This is a genomic window from Longimicrobiaceae bacterium (assembly GCA_036375715.1).
GTDB lineage: Bacteria > Gemmatimonadota > Gemmatimonadetes > Longimicrobiales > Longimicrobiaceae > DASVBS01.
This window is the reverse complement of the sequence record DASVBS010000034.1, coordinates 90,912-106,158: the sequence shown is the minus strand read 5'-3', so window position 1 is coordinate 106,158 and position 15,247 is coordinate 90,912. Positions and strand designations below refer to the sequence as shown.

Annotated in this window: 12 protein-coding genes; 6 read left to right on the top strand and 6 right to left on the bottom strand. The window is 67.7% G+C overall.

All coding sequences use genetic code 11. The features are described 5' to 3' along the window. The first annotated feature begins 121 nt into the window (after positions 1–121). Genes VF167_07375 through VF167_07350 form a run of 6 tightly spaced genes read left to right on the top strand, consistent with a single transcriptional unit; the run spans position 122 to position 5,623 of the window. On the top strand, positions 122–427 hold the full coding sequence (locus VF167_07375; GenBank protein ID HEX6925235.1) for a hypothetical protein: 306 nt from the start codon (positions 122–124) through the stop codon (positions 425–427). After that, a complete protein-coding gene (locus tag VF167_07370; GenBank protein HEX6925234.1) occupies positions 427–1,263 on the top strand; it encodes a TatD family hydrolase in 837 nt (278 codons plus the stop codon). The genes VF167_07375 and VF167_07370 overlap by 1 nt, the downstream gene beginning before the upstream one ends. Then, positions 1,263–2,645 (top strand): nucleotide pyrophosphatase/phosphodiesterase family protein, encoded by a 1,383-nt coding sequence (locus VF167_07365; GenBank protein ID HEX6925233.1) that lies wholly within the window; start codon positions 1,263–1,265, stop codon positions 2,643–2,645. The genes VF167_07370 and VF167_07365 overlap by 1 nt, the downstream gene beginning before the upstream one ends. Positions 2,646–2,653: 8 nt before the next feature. Further along, on the top strand, positions 2,654–3,514 hold the full coding sequence (locus tag VF167_07360; protein ID HEX6925232.1) for a UbiA family prenyltransferase: 861 nt from the start codon (positions 2,654–2,656) through the stop codon (positions 3,512–3,514). 52 nt (positions 3,515–3,566) lie between these two features. After that, positions 3,567–4,784 (top strand): inositol-3-phosphate synthase, encoded by a 1,218-nt coding sequence (locus VF167_07355; protein ID HEX6925231.1) that lies wholly within the window; start codon positions 3,567–3,569, stop codon positions 4,782–4,784. A gap of 2 nt (positions 4,785–4,786) precedes the next feature. Further along, positions 4,787–5,623, top strand: coding sequence for a sugar phosphate isomerase/epimerase (locus tag VF167_07350; GenBank protein ID HEX6925230.1), 837 nt, complete (start codon positions 4,787–4,789; stop codon positions 5,621–5,623). Positions 5,624–5,869: 246 nt separating this feature from the next. On the opposite strand, the gene VF167_07345 is transcribed toward VF167_07350, so the two are convergent. The 6 genes from VF167_07345 to VF167_07320 form a co-directional block, all read right to left on the bottom strand. Further along, a complete protein-coding gene (locus VF167_07345; GenBank protein ID HEX6925229.1) occupies positions 5,870–7,249 on the bottom strand; it encodes an MFS transporter in 1,380 nt (459 codons plus the stop codon). 84 nt (positions 7,250–7,333) lie between these two features. Beyond that, entirely contained in the window at positions 7,334–8,362 is a 1,029-nt protein-coding gene (locus VF167_07340) for a sugar kinase (protein HEX6925228.1), read from the bottom strand. Then, on the bottom strand, positions 8,359–9,006 hold the full coding sequence (locus tag VF167_07335) for a bifunctional 4-hydroxy-2-oxoglutarate aldolase/2-dehydro-3-deoxy-phosphogluconate aldolase (GenBank protein HEX6925227.1): 648 nt from the start codon (positions 9,004–9,006) through the stop codon (positions 8,359–8,361). The genes VF167_07340 and VF167_07335 overlap by 4 nt, the downstream gene beginning before the upstream one ends. A gap of 40 nt (positions 9,007–9,046) precedes the next feature. After that, a complete protein-coding gene (locus VF167_07330) occupies positions 9,047–10,570 on the bottom strand; it encodes a tagaturonate reductase (protein HEX6925226.1) in 1,524 nt (507 codons plus the stop codon). Positions 10,571–10,716: 146 nt separating this feature from the next. Then, positions 10,717–12,213: an altronate dehydratase family protein gene (locus VF167_07325; protein ID HEX6925225.1), complete on the bottom strand. Its 1,497-nt coding sequence runs from the start codon at positions 12,211–12,213 to the stop codon at positions 10,717–10,719. Between the two features lie 11 nt (positions 12,214–12,224). Beyond that, positions 12,225–15,227, bottom strand: coding sequence for a PVC-type heme-binding CxxCH protein (locus VF167_07320; GenBank protein HEX6925224.1), 3,003 nt, complete (start codon positions 15,225–15,227; stop codon positions 12,225–12,227). Positions 15,228–15,247 lie beyond the last annotated feature (20 nt).

Here is a 15,247-nt window from a genome sequence, read left to right as displayed (position 1 = left end):
CGTCGGTGTTTCACCGGCGGCGCGCGGTTGCTTCCGGCCCCTCGAAAAGCTATGCTCAGCCAGGGAAAACTCACCGGGTGACCGGACGCCCGGGCTCCCACCTCATGCACCAGGAGGGTTCGTGTCCGCCATCCCATCGCCCAGGTCAGGAACCGGGCTGATCGACGAGTACTTCATCGAAAACCGGACCCGGTTGCTCGACGTGGCCGCCTACCTCGATCGGCTCGATCGCAGCGGCGACCCCGCGGTCCGCACTGACTTTCGCATGCGGGCCTTCCGGGAAGCGCTCGAGGTCCTGTGCTCCGATGAACCCGGGCGGGTAAAGCGGATACAGATGATCTTCAGCGACCCCACCACCGAGCCCCGCGCCGCGCTCGATCAGAAAGGGGCCAAAGGGGCGTACGACCGCTGGAAGGAGCAACCCTGATGGAATACATCGACCTGCACGCCCACATGGTCTCGCGGACCACCGACGACTATCAGCAGATGGCGCTGACGGGTTGCGTGGCCGTGACTGAACCGGCTTTCTGGGCAGGCTGGGATCGCTCCTCGGCAGACGGCTTCGAGGACTACTTCCGGCAGCTCACCACCTTCGAGCCCGCCCGCGCCGCCCAGTACGGCATCCAGCACTACACCTGGCTCTGCCTGAACCCGAAGGAGGGAGAGGACCGGGAGCTCGCGCGGGAGGTATTGCGGCGCATCCCCAAGTACCTCGACCGACCCAACGTGCTCGGCATCGGCGAGATCGGGATGAATCGGGTGACGCGCAATGAGATCGAGACGTTCCGCGATCACGTCGCGTTCGCCCTCGAGCAACACCAGATGATCCACATCCACACCCCGCACCTCGAGGACAAGTACAAGGGGACGCGCGCCACCATCGACGTGCTGCTCGAGTTCCCCGACCTCGACCCCAGCCGGGTCATGGTGGATCACGCCGAGGAGCACACCGTTGAGATGATCCTCGACAATGGCTTCTGGACCGGGCTCACACTCTATCCGCAGACGAAGGTTTCCCCCGAGCGCGCGATCGACATCATCGAGGAGCACGGCCCCGAGCGCATCTGCGTCGCCTCGGCCTGCGACTGGGGACCCAGCGTGCCGGTTGCCGTGCCTCAGTTCGCTCTGGCGATGCGCCGGCGGGGACACTCGGAGGAGCTGATCCGGCAGGTGATCTACAGCAACCCGGCGGCCTTCCTGGGGCAGTCGCCGAAGTTCCGGCTCCCCGCCCGCGGTCAGGAGGCGGTGGTGGCGAACGCGTGATGCGCAGGACGGTCGTCCTCGACGTTGTTGGGCTGACGCCGGCACTGCTCGGAGAACACACACCCAATCTGCAGGCTTTCGCATCGCGGGGGGCGGTTCGCGCCCTCCGCGAAGTACTTCCGGCAGTCACCACGACAGCGCACGCGACCTTCACTACCGGCGCGCTCCCGCGGGATCACGGAGTGGTCGCCAACGGGTGGTATTTCCGCGACCTGGCGGAAGTCTGGCTGTGGCGCCAGAGCAACCACCTGGTGCAGGGCGAGAAGCTGTGGCACGAGGCGCGGCGCAGGGATCCACACTTCACCTGCGCCCAGATGTTCTGGTGGTACAACATGTACGCGGACGTCGAGTTCTCCGCGACGCCCCGCCCGATGTACCCCGCCGACGGTCGCAAGCTACCGGACGTCTACACAGAGCCACCCGAGCTGCGGGCGGAGCTGACCGAGAAGTTCGGGATCTTCCCCCTCTTTCACTTCTGGGGGCCCAACGCCGACATCCGCTCGACCCAGTGGGTGGCGGATGCCAGCCGGTACGTATACGACACCAGGCGGCCGACCCTCACCCTCGTCTATCTCCCGCACCTCGACTACAACCTGCAGCGGATAGGCCCGGAAGACCCGGCCATCGTGCGCGATCTCCGCCAGATCGATGGCGTCTGCGGTGAACTGATCGAGCATTTCGAGCGGGACGGGGCCCACGTGGTGGTCCTATCCGAGTACGGAATCACCCCGGTGCGCGGCGCCGTGCACATCAACCGGGTGCTCCGCCGCGCCGGGCTGATCCGTGTGCGGGAGGAGCTGGGCAGCGAAAAGCTGGACGCGGGTGCGTCCGAGGCCTTTGCGGTGGCGGATCACCAGATCGCGCACGTGTACGTGCGGCGGCCGGAGCGCGTCGCTGAGGTCAAGGCCCTGCTCGAAGCGCAGGAGGGGATCGAGGTAGTCCTCGACGACGCCGGGAAAGCCGAGCGAGGGCTCGATCACCCGCGCTCGGGAGAGCTGGTGGCCATCTCCCGTCCCGATCGGTGGTTCAGCTACTACTTCTGGCTCGATGACGATCGCGCGCCTGACTATGCGCGCACCGTAGACATCCACAGGAAGCCTGGTTACGACCCGGTCGAGTTGTTCACCGATCCCGAGATCCGCGCCCTGCCGCTGAAAGTAGGGCTGACGCTGGCGAAGAAGGCGCTCGGCTTCCGCTACCTGCTGGAGGTGGTGCCGCTCGATGCCTCCCTGGTGAAGGGCTCGCACGGACGACCGGTCGACGATCCACAGGTCGGTCCCCTGATCATGTCGAACGCACCCGAGCTGCTTCCAGATGGACCGGTGGAGGCGACCACGGTGCGGGAAATCATCCTGCGCCACGTCTTCACCGATTCTCCCTGACCACGACGATGAAGATCTCTGAGCGCCTTCTCCCGTACCTGCGACTGGTGCGGGCTCCGGCGGTCTTTTCCGCGGTGGGCGATCCGCTCACGGGCATGTTGGTCGCCAGCGGTCGGCTGAGCGTGGGCCGTGCGGCGGGGGTGGTGCTGGCCTCCGCCTCCACCTATCTGGCCGGCATGGCGTTGAACGACGTTGCCGATCGGGAGGAGGATGCGCGCGAGCGTCCCGAGCGGCCCATCCCTTCCGGTGCCGTCGGGGTAGGTCAGGCGGCCGCGCTCGGCGCCGGGCTGCTGGGGCTGGGATTGATGCTCGCTCGCAGCGCCGGCGCGCGCCGCACCGGACCCGCGCTGGCGGCGTCCGTGCTCGCCTACAACTTCGCGCTCAAACGGACGACGCTTGGGCCAGCGGCGATGGGGGCGTGTCGCGCCCTTTCCCTGCTCACCGGCGCGGAAGCGGCCGCGCGGGGCGGCGGCCTGCGAAGAGGGCTCGGAGCTGCGGCGATCCTGGGAGGCTACGTGGCGGGCCTGACCGTACTCGCGCGCGGTGAAACGGAGGAAACCGGGAACAGGACGCCGCTCCCGGGTGTCGTAGTCGGTGGCGCCGCGCTGGCAGCTGCGGCCGTGCGCGGCGGGCGCCGTGCGCTTCCCTGGACGATCGCCGCTGCGGCACTGGCGGGAGGGGCCGTGCGCCGCGCCGTCGCCGAGCCAGGCCCGGCCGCCGTCGGCCCTGCAGTCGGGTCCATGATCCGCGCCATTCCCGCGCTGGACGCCGCGCTGGCCGCGCCGCGTTCTCCTGGCCGAAGCGCGCTCATCTTCCCGCCGCTACTCGCGCTCGTTCGCTGGGGGCGGAAGCTGATCCCCATCAGCTGATCGGAGCGGGAACGGGCAGGCGCGGGCCTACCTTTTCGATTGGAGACAGACTTTGAAGATCTGGATGATCGGCGCCCGTGGCACCATCGCGACCGCCACGGCCGTCGGTACCGTTGCTGCGCAGAAGGAACTCCTGCCGCTCGAGGGAGTGATCACTACGCGGCCCCCCTTCGATACGCTTCCCGGGTTGCCGCCGGTCGAGGAGATCGCCTTCGGCGGCTGCGACATCCGGGCGGGGACGGTGGCGGAGGCGGCCGCCGATAGCGCTTCCACGCGCGCGGTCTTTGCGCCCTCGGTACTGGAGGGGGTGCTTCCCGTCCTGCGGCAGGCGCCCCTCACCGTGGGAATCCTGCGTCGCGCCGGTGCTGCCGTGGAAGCTCTCGGTGGCGCCGAATCGCTCGAGCTGTTCCAGGAATCAGCGCGCGATGCCATCGCACGGGTGACCGCCGATCTCGAGCGCTTCGCCGACGGCGAGCAGACCGTGGTGGTGAACGTCGCCTCCACAGAGCCGCTCTGCGATCCCTCCCTCTTCGAATGGTCGCTGGCCCGCTTCGAGCGCGGGATCGAGGAGGACGACCCGCGCATCCCGGCCTCCACCCTCTATGCCTACGCGGCGCTCTCGCTGGGGATGCCGTACGTCAACTTCACTCCTTCCACCGGTGCCAGCCTGCCCGCCCTGGTGGAGATGGCCCAGACTCGCGGCCTCCCCGTGGCCGGGCGCGATGGCAAGACCGGCGAGACACTGGTGAAGACCACCCTGGCTCCCATGTTCGCCATCCGCGGCCTGAAGGTGGAGGGCTGGTACGGCACGAACATCCTCGGAAACACCGACGGTCAGGTCCTCTCCTACGCCGAGAACGCGGCGAGCAAGGTGGCGTCCAAGCAGGGAGTCCTGGAGCGGTGCCTCGGTTACAGTCCGGCTGGTGACGTACGGATCGACTACTTCCCTCCCCTGGCCGACCACAAGGTTGCCTGGGACTTCATCCAGTTCCGCGGCTGGGGCGGTCACCGGATGCGGATGCAGTTCACCTGGGAAGGCACCGACGCAGTCCTGGCGGCGCCTCTGGTGCTGGACCTCGCCAGGCTGATTACGGTGGCCAAGCACCGGGGAGAAGCGGGTCAGATTGCGGCGCTCGCGGCCTTCTTCAAGACACCCGAGGGAACCGAAGAGATGAATCTGCACCGGCAGTACGATGCGCTTCTCGAGTGGGCGGCGAAGGATACCGGGGGTAGGCGAGGAACGCTGCGGGCCGCCGGGGGCGGCTCCTGAGCATGCGTCTCGGCTACAACACCAACGGGTTCGCTCATCACCGGCTGGACGATGCGCTGGAGATCCTGGCCGCGATCGGCTACCAGGCGGTCGCGCTCACTCCCGATGTCCACCACCTCCCGCCCTTCTCGTCCACCACTGCCGATATGCGCCGCCTGCGGCGGCGCCTGGAGGAACTGAACCTGGCCCCCGTCGTCGAGGCCGGGGCCAGGTTCGTTCTGGACCCTCGCCGCAAGCACCGGCCTACGCTGCTGGAGGCGGATCCCGGCGAGCGCCGTCAGCGGTTCGAGATGCTGGGCCGCTGCCTGGAGATCGCAGCGGAGATCGGCGCGCCTCAGCTCTCGATCTGGTCCGGCGGGTTACCGGCGGGAGTAACCGAGGAGGAGGGCTGGGGGCGGCTCGTTCCCGCGGTTCACGAGCTCTGTGAGCGTGCTGCAACCCTGGGGGTGGGTGTCGCGTTCGAGCCGGAGCCGGGTATGTTCGTCGAGTCGATGGAGGGTTGGGAGCGGCTGCGCGACGCCGTCTCCCATCCCGCCCTGGGCCTCACACTGGACGTCGGTCACGTGCGCTGCACCGAGGACTACGGCCCCGGGGAGGCGATCCGCCGCTACGCTGACGACCTGCGCAACGTGCACCTCGACGATATGCGCGGGCGGATCCACGACCATCTCCAGATCGGCGAGGGCGAGCTGGATTTTCGGGCGATCCTGGAAGCGTTGCGCGAAGTGAATTACCAGGGAGTCGCTTCGGTGGAGCTCTCCCGGCACAGCCACGCGGCACCCGCCGCGGCGCAGGTCGCATTCGAGCGATTGCAGGCGGCTGCGTCGGCAGCTGGTTGATGGGTTGGCCGCGAGCTGGAGTCATGGCTGGGAGCTGAAGCGACGGCTGGGAGTCGGTGCGATAGCGGGGGGTCGATACGTCGGCCGGGGGCTGACGCCGATTGCTGATGCAACGGCCGGGGGTAATCCGCTGGCAGGGAGCTACAACGAACCCCCGGGGCCCCAACCCCGGGGGTTCTGTCGTAGGCCAGAGGATTATGACCCAGGATGCGGAGTCTCCTCCACGCCAGGTGCTCAGGCCGGTGCTCAGGCCGGCTTCTCGATCTTCGCCGGCTCCAGGTTCGGCACGATGATGTGGAAGATCCCCAGCGCAGTGACGTAGGCCAGGCCGCAGATGATGAAGATGACGGTGTAGTTGCTGTCCGTGGCCTCCAGGATCTGCCCGGTGAGCCACTGGAAGAGGAACCCTCCCATCGATCCGGCGAACCCGCCGAGCCCCACCACCGAAGCGGTGGCCCACCGCGGGAACATGTCGCTGGCGGTCGTGAACAGGTTGGCCGACCACCACTGGTGCGAGGCGGCCGCCATGCTCACGAACGCGACCGCCATCCACATGGTGGTTGCCAGCGGGGCGAAGACGGTGAAGACGATCAACAGGGCGGGAATCAGCATCGCGATCTTACGCCCCATGTTCACCGACCAACCGCGGTTCATGAGCGCGCCGGAAACGTATCCACCCGCCACTGACCCGACGTCGGCCACGACGTAGATCGTCAGCAGCGGCCAGACCAACTCGCTCAGGGAGAGGCCGAAGTTCGTATCGAGGAATTTCGGCATCCAGAACAGATAGAACCACCAGATCGGGTCGGTGAAGAACTTCGCCCCCACGAACGCCCAGGTCTGCTTGTAGGTGAGCAGCTTCCCCCAGCCCACCTTATGCGTGGGCTCGGGCGGATCGCTCCGGATGTACGCCAGCTCCGCGGCTGACACCCTCGGGTGATCCTCCGGAGAGCGGTAGATCGCCCACCAGGCGATGATCCAGACGAAGCCGAGCAGGCCGGTCAGGATGAAGGCCCACTGCCATCCGAGCGTGAGGGTGATCATCGGGACCAGCACGGGCGCCAGCATCGCCCCGACGTTCGTGCCCGCATTGAAGATCCCGGTCGCGAACGCCCGCTCGTTCTTGGGGAACCACTCGGCGACCGCCTTGATGGCGACCGGGAAGTTTCCGCCCTCACTGATGCCGAGCAGGCCGCGCGCAAAGGCGAAGCCCGGCACCGTGCGCGCCACCGCGTGCGCCATCGCGGCGAGGCTCCACCCGCCGATGAAGAGAGAGTAGCCCCGCTTCACGCCGATGATATCGCTCAGGCGACCCATCAACAGGTAGCCGAAGCCGTATGAGATGCTGAACGCCTGTACGATCGTGGCGTAATCCACCTCCGACCAGTTGAACAGGTCGGTGAGGTAGGGAGCCAGGATGCTGATCACCTGGCGATCGATGTAGTTGATCGTCGTCGCCAGGAAGATCATACCGCAGATTACCCACCGATAACCGGTGCGCTTCCCCTTGATCGCTCCCGGAACGCCTTCGGCGGCTTGCGCGATTGCGGATGCCCCGGCGCTCCCGGCATTGGCCGCATCGAGCTCGACCGACTCCGTGCCCGGGTTTCTCTCTTTCGAATCCATTCAAACTCCTTTGCCGCGTGGAAGGGGGGCGTACGGGAATCGCAGCGGGCGATCGCGGAGGTCGCCCGCTGCGCGGAATGTCGTCTATCGCTGGACGCGGCCGCTGGCATCGCCTTTCATCAGGGCCTGCACCTCGGCCACGCTGACACGGTTGAAGTCACCGGGAATCGTGTGCTTCAGACACGAGGCTGCGGTCGCGAACTCGAGCGCTTGCTGGTCGTCATCGTAGCTCAGCAGACCGTAGATCAGCCCGGCGGCGAACGAATCGCCGCCGCCCACTCGGTCCACGATATCGGTGATCTCGTACTTGCGGCTGACCAGGAAGTCGGTGCCATTGTGCAGGCAAGCCCCCCAGCCGTTGCGATCGGCGCTGCGGCTCTCGCGCAGGGTGATCGCCTGCTTCTCGAGATTGGGAAACTCGCGCATCACGCGCTCGGCCATCTGCCGGTACTTCTCCGTCTCCAGCTCGCCCGACTGGACATCCACGTCGACCTCGATGCCGAGCGACTTCTGGCAGTCCTCCTCGTTCGCGATCCCCACGGTCACGTGCTTGACCAGCTCCCGCATGACCTCGGGAGCCGACTTGCCGTACTTCCAGAGGTTCTTGCGATAGTTGTAATCGCACGACACGGGGATCCCTTTGGCCCGGGCCTGCTGCACCGCCTCGAGCGCCAGGTCCGCCGCGCTCTGGCTCAGCGCGGGCGTGATGCCGGTGATGTGGAACCACCCCGCGTCAGCCAGGATTGCGTCCCAGTCGAAGTCCCCCGGGCGGGCGGTGGCGATGGAGGAGTGCGCCCGGTCGTACGTCACCTTGGAGGGTCGCTGGTTCGAGCCGGTCTCGAGGAAGTAGATCCCCAGCCGCTCACCCTGCCGCCGGATGAAGGTGGTGTCCACCCCGAAGCGCCGTGCCTCGGCGATCGCCGCGTCTCCCAGGTTGTTGTCCGGCACCGCGGTGACGAAGGAGGCCGGAACACCGAAGTTGGCGAGCGAGACCGCCACGTTGCACTCGCCCCCACCGAAGGTCGCCTCGAGCACTGGCGACTGGAAGAGCCTCTCGTGCCCCGGGGATTTCAGCCGCAGCATGATCTCCCCGAACGTCACCACACGCTTCATGTTCTTTCCCCGGTCGTCTGTCTGATTGCTTCAACGGCCTTCGCGGTCTCCTCGCGGATCCTGTCGAACTGTCCCGCGCGGATCCAGTCGCTCGGTGCCATCCAGGACCCTCCGCAGGCCACCACGCTGCGGAAGGAAAGGTACGCGGGCAGCTTCTCCGCGTTGATCCCACCCGTGGGGATGAACTCCACCATCGAATAGGGAGCCGAGATCGCCTTCAGGTACGACAGCCCTCCCGCCGGCTCCGCAGGGAAGAACTTGAGGACCTTGAGGCCACGCTGCAGCCCCGCCTCGATCTCGGTCGGCGTGCAGACCCCCGGGAAGATGGGAATCCCCCGCTCGAGGCAGTAATCCACGACGACCGGGTTGAACCCCGGGCTCACGATGAACTGCGCTCCTGCCTCCCGCGCCTGGGCGGCCTGCTCGGTGGTGAGAACGGTGCCCGCCCCCACCAGCATCTCCGGCTGCGCCTTCGTCATACGGCGGATCGCCTCCGCCGCCGCGGCGGTCCGGAAGGTCACTTCCGCGCAGGGGAGGCCACCGGCCACCAGGGCTTCAGCGAGCGGTTCGGCGTCGGCGGGATCGTCGATGACGATCACCGGTGCGAGTCGCAACTGCCTCAGCCGTTCGAGCGCATCTTGCATAAAGTCGATCGTATGAGGTTTGCTATGGCGGCCGCGTTCATCACGCGGCGTCTTTCTCGAGGAGCGCCGCGAGGGCTGGCTCGGCTCCCTGCCCCTCGATCCGGATCAAGCTCTCCGAGACCGCCGTGAGCAATCCCGGAATGGAGGTGAGGTCGTCCTCCCAGAGCACTTGATCGGAGAGAGTGGTAGCGGCCAGCTCGCGTAGCGCCTCGTCGGTCCGGTCGGGGAGCGCCTCCCAGTGCTCACGCAGCCGATCCGACTGATCGTCCGGAGGTACGCGGAGGCCGCGCTCTCGGGCGGATGCCTGCAGCTCTCCCCGCATGAAGACGAGGAAGGCGGCGAGCCCGAAGGAAAAGGCGCTCGGAGCCCGGCCGAAGCGCTGCGCATATCGGCGGATGGTGGGAACGTTGCGCACCCGCATCTTCATCGTTCCCTGCAGCGTGATGTCGAGCAGCGCGTGGCGGATGAACGGGTTGGAGAACCGGTCGATGACGTCGCGCGCAAACTGCTCGGCACCCTCCGCCTCGAGCGTGGGAACGATCTCGTCGAACATCAGCTTCCGGACGAAGGCGCCGACCAGATCGTCCTCCACCGCCGCCCGAACGCTCTCGTGCCCGCACAGCAGGGCGGCGGGAACCATTGCCGTGTGCGTGCCGTTCAGCAAGCGCACCTTGCGCTCCCGATACGGGGTGACGTCGGACGTGACGATCACCCCCGGGTCGGCCTGAGCGAACTCGAGCCTCTGCTCCAGCGCAGAGTCTCCCTGTATGGCGAAGAGCCGGTAGACCTCGCAGGCGGTGAGCATCTCGTCCTGGTAGCCGAGGCGTTCGCGCAGCTCTCGGGCGCGCTCCTCCGTGGGCTTACCCGGGACGATGCGGTCCACGAGGGTGTTGCAGAAGGGCACCGAGCTCTCGATCCAGCGCCCGAAGGCCTCCTCCACGCCCCAGCGCGCGGCGAGATCGAGCACGATCTGGCGCAGCCGATCGCCGTTGTCCTCGATCAGCTCGCAGGGAATCACCACCACCCCGGCTTCCTCCGCGTAGTCGAATGCCCTGCCCCGCTCGAGGAGGAAGCGCGCCAGCTTGCCAGGGAACGAGCGCGGTGGCTCGAGCGACGGATCGTCCCCCTGGTCGAGGGTGATTCCGACCTCCGTGGTATTGGAGAAGACGAGGCGCAGGTCGGGGTTGCGCGCGCAGGCCAGCACCTCGCCCCAGGCGCCCTGCGACGAGATCGCCCGGCTCACGGAACCGATCACCCGGTTCTCCTCGAACCTCTCTCTTTCCTTCAGCCCCTGGATCGACAGGGTGTACAGGCCGTCCTGCTCGTTGATCGTCCGGTCGCGACCGCTCCCGGTGGATCCCACCATCACCACCCGGCCGTTGAAGCGACCCTGACGATTCGCCTGGTCCAGAAAGTAGTCGACGAAGCCGCGCAGGAACGCGCCGGTGCCGAACTGGATCGCCCGTTCGGGGAGATCCAAATGCGCGGGGTCAGGCAGAACCACGTCGGTTCGTGCCCGGAACTCGGGATCCAGAATCAGCCTGCGGGATAGTGTCGGTTGCATGCCGGGTCAATGGAAAACGGTCGCCCTCCAGCTCCTTCTGGCGAGGCGGAGCGGGGGAAGATTAGGTCTGGGGGCCGGTGTCGCTCGCAGGCTACCACGACGCCGAGCCGGGCACAATCATCAGCGACGGCGACGGGCCGCCGGGCTCAGAGAGTGACTCCTTCCTTCCAGATGGCGATCTCTCGGTACCCGTGACGCTCGTTGTTCGTCATCTCGCGTCCCGAGGCGACGTCGAGGATGTACTCGAACAGCTCGTCAGCGAGCTCCTCCATCGTTGCCGTACCATCAAGCAGCCGTCCCGCGTTGAAGTCGATCCAGTGCGGCTTCTTCTCCGCGATCGCCGTGTTCGAGGAGATCTTGACGGTCGGGACCGGGAAGCCCAGCGGGGTCCCACGGCCGGTAGTGAAGAGCAGGATCACAGCGCCGCTCGCCACCATAGCGGTGGACGAGACCCCGTCGTTGCCGGGCGCCTCCAGCAGGGAGAGGCCGCCGGTCTCCGCCCGGTCGCCGTAGCGCAGGACGCGGCGCACGGGGGCCTGCCCTCCTTTCTGAATTGCGCCGAGGGATTTCTCCTCCAGGGTGGTGAGGCCGCCCGCCTTGTTCCCCGGGGACGGGTTCTCATAGATCGGCTGGCCGTGCCGGATGAAGTAGTCCTTGAAGTCGTCGATCATGGTGACGACCTGGCCGAAGACCTGCTCGTCGACGGCGCGGTTCATCAGCACCTGCTCAGCGCCGAACATCTCCGGCACCTCGGTGAGGATGACGCCGCCGCCCATGGCGGACAGCCGGTCGGCGATTCGCCCGACCAGGGCGTTGGCCGAGATGCCACTGAAGCCGTCTGAGCCGCCGCACTTGTGCCCCAGGATGAGTTCGGAGGCGGGGCACTCCACGCGCCGATCAACCGCCATGCGCTCGACCAGCTGCGTCACCGCGTCGAGGCCTTCCTCGACCTCGTCCAGCACGTCCTGGGTGTTGAAGAAGAGGAGACGGCTCTGGTCCACGTCGCCGGCGACGCGGAGGAGGCTGTCCATCTGGTTGTTCTCGCACCCCAGCCCGAGCACCAGCACCCCGCCGGCGTTCGGATGGCGCATGAGCCCCGCGAGCACGCGTTGGGTGTTGACCAGGTCGTCGCCGAGCTGGCTGCAGCCGTACGGGTGGGCGAAGGCGTGTACGCCGTCGATGCGATCCGCGAAGCGCTCCGAAGCGGCGCGGGCGATCCGTTCAGCGGCAGTATTCACGCAGCCCACCGTGTTGACGATCCAGACCTCGTTCCGCACGCCTACCCGCCCGTCGGCCCGGCGGTACCCCATGAAGGTCGGGACCGGGCCCGTGTACGGCGCTGGCGGTGGGACCGGACGGTACTCGTAGCTCTGCTTCCCCGAGAGAGCGGTCGCCAGGTTGTGAGAGTGCACCCACGCTCCCGGCTCGATCGACTCGGTGGCCCGCCCGATGGGGAAGCCGTACTTCACCACCGCCTCGCCCGCCGCGATCGGCACGACGGCGATCTTATGGCCGGCGGGTACATCCTGCGCGAGGTGGAGCCGGCCCGTGGGCAACTCGACCTCCTCGCCAGCGGCGAGGGGACGCACCGCCACAACCACGTTGTCGGCGGGGTGGATCTGTACCGTCCGAGGGGTTTCCATCGCGATTTCTATCAACGGAGCGAGGCCAGGTACTCGACCAGGTCTACCAGTTCCTGGCGGGTCATCGCCTGCTCCAGGTTGTCAGGCATGAGGGACCCGTCGAGCCGCTGTCGCGCCTCGACGCGTGTCTTCGCATAGCGGGCGCTGACGCCGCCGGGGAGCCGCAACGTGAGTTCGTTTTCAGTTTCTCCCGCGACGATTCCCGACACTTCGGTCCCGTCGTCGAGCCGGATCGATTCCCCAAGGTAGTTGAAGCTGATACCCGCGCTCGGCTCCAGGATGGCTGTGTACAGTGCCCCGCGCGACAGCTTCGCCCCGATGGTGGAGAGGCCTGGCCCGAAGTCATTCCCCACGCCCTCGGCGGTGTGGCAGACGGCGCAAGCGCGAGCGAACACCGCCCGCCCTGCCTCGACGTCGCCGCGCTGCCGCGCCAGCTCGCCTACGGGCGGCAGCGGCGCCCCGTCCGCAGAGGCGGCAGCCGGTGGCGTGAGGTACTCCGCCGCGGCCTCCCGGATTCCGCTGCGGAAAGAGCTGAAGAGCACCGCGGCGGCCGCTGGCTCCAGGTCCGCGGGAAGGCTCCTCTGGCGAACGAGCTCCAGCAGCTGTCGCTCACCAGACTGCGTACGCCCGAGGGCTTGAACCGCCGCACGCCGCAGCGACAGCGGGCGGTCCGTCGCGGTGACGGTGTTTTGAAGGAGCTCGACCGCCTCGGTGCTGCCGGCCGCTCCCAGCACCAGGGTCGCCCGCTCCGTCCGCGCTTCGTCATCCCCCGCAAGCGCGCTGGCAAAGCCGTCCGCCGCTCCCCAATTCAGGGCCAGCCTCGCCGCCTGGATGCCCGCTGAGCTGTCCGGCTGCGCCAGCGCCAGATCGACGAGCTCGTTGGCGCGCTCTCGAGCCTCGTAGCGCTCGGCTAGCTGCACGAAGCGCTCGGTGCCGCGCACCGCGTCGAGCGCCCGGCGCAGAGCAGAGGCCACCCGGCCATCTCCTGCTGCCATTTCCGGCGTCAGATGCATGAGGGCCAGTGCAGCGATCGCGTCGCGATCGGGATGGTCGCCGTCGAGCAGCGTCAGGAGGGTCTGCTCGCGCGCGGCACCCTGGTGGAAGTCGAAGGCGCGGAAATACCGCAACCGCTCCTCGTCCTCGCTCGCGGTCGCACGGATGTAGGCCGCGAGCCGGGGGAGTGCTGCGTCCGTGCGCGCCCTCCACACCACGTCGCGAGCTGCCGGCGTGTTCAACCGATCGCCCGCGCGCTCTACCCATGCGGCAAAGAACTGGTCCCACCGCCCGTCCGCCGCGATTCCCAGCGCCTCGAGGTACCAGCGGTCCCGTCCGTCGTGCTGGAGGGCGAGCTCCGCCCATACCTCCGCCGTCTGTGGGTCGTCTTCATACCGGAGCGCCAGCGCCACTTCCCGGCGTACCTGCGGTGAGGGGTCGTGCACCAGGCGGCGGGCGAGCGGCAGGATCTCGAGCCCGGCGCGCCGGGCAACACGCAATCCTGTGATCCGCAGGTCGGGATCGTCGCTGGAGAGAGCCTCGTCGATGTAGCGCTCGCCGCGCTCCGGATGGAGGCCGAGGAGCCATAGGGCGCGCGCCTTCTCGCGGGAGCTCCCACTCTCCCACACCGCCCGGAGGGCGGCTTCTTCCTCCGCGCCCAGCGACTCCAGGCGCCGATAGGCGAGGTAGCGCGTCGCCTGGTTCGGGCTGGATAGTGCCCGCGCAGCTCCCTCGGCCGTCGAGAGGTCCGCCGGCATCACCCGGTAGGCCTGTTGCGGAGGAGCGACCCGGATGACCCGGCCGTAAGTCAGATCGCGGACATTGTGGCCGCCGACTCCGGGATCGTACCAGTCGGCCACGAAGAGCGAGCCGTCGGGCGCGGCGGCGACGTCGACCGGGCGGAAGAGCGGATCGTCGGTCCCGGTGAGGATCGGTTCGATCCTCCCGCGATAGCCGGCGCCGTCCTTCTCCACCGGGTAGGCCCGCACCACGCGCACGCCGGCGTCGGCGTGGATCATGGCGTTGTGATATCGCTCCGGCAGGAGGCTACCCTCGTACACCATGATTCCCGCCGGCGAGCCGGCTCCCGTCTGCAGGACGTTCGGGACCACGCCCGGATCGTTCAGGTGCCAGTGGCGCAGAGGAATCGAATCCGCCATGCCCGTGCGCGGCGTGCGCCAGCCAGCCCCGGTCATCTCGTCGGTGTAGCCGTAGTTCCCGCCTTCCATCACGAAGTTGATGCGCACGGCGCGGTTCCCGTCGTCGTCGTTGTCGCTCTGCCAGAGCGTGCCGTACGCATCGACCGAAACCTCGTAGGGGTTCCGGAAGTTGTGGCCGAGCACCTCGAAGCGGCTGCCGTCCGGTTCGACGCGGAATGCCATCCCCTTCCGGTAAGGATTGCCATTCGACGTGACCTTGTTCCCGGCCAGGTCGACAATCGTGTCGCCCGCGGGCGTGAGGACGAACTTCCCCTCGTCCCCCACGTTGAAGTAGAGCCGGCCGTCGGGGCCGAAGACGAAGGCGTGGACGGTATGGTCGTGGTCGGCGTCGTTCAGCCGGAAGATCACTTCCTTCTGATCTGCCCGGTCGTCCCCGTCGGTGTCGGTGAGGCGCAGGACCTGGCCGTAGGAGGAGACGATCACCTGGTTGCCGAGGACCGCGATCCCCATCGCCGCGTCGATGTCGCGGCCCTGGTAGAAGACCTTCTGGACGTCCGCCGCTCCGTCGCCGTCGCTATCCTCGAGGATCACGACGCGGTCGCCCTCCTCCCGAACAGGCTGATCGGGGTGCAGGGAGTTCCGGTAGTTGTAGCCCTCCACCACCCACACCCGCCCTCGATGGTCGACGTCGAGGTTGGTGGGGTTGGTGAGCATCGGCGACTCCGCGAAGAGCGTCGCCTCGAGACCGCTGGCTACCTCGATTCCTTCGAGCTCCGCGGCGCGGGGACGGAGCTGCTCGGCGGCGAAGGCAGAGACGACCGCCAGGCCGAAGGTGGTGCCGATGATGAGAGATGCTTTCATCTCGCAGTCCGGGAGGTGGG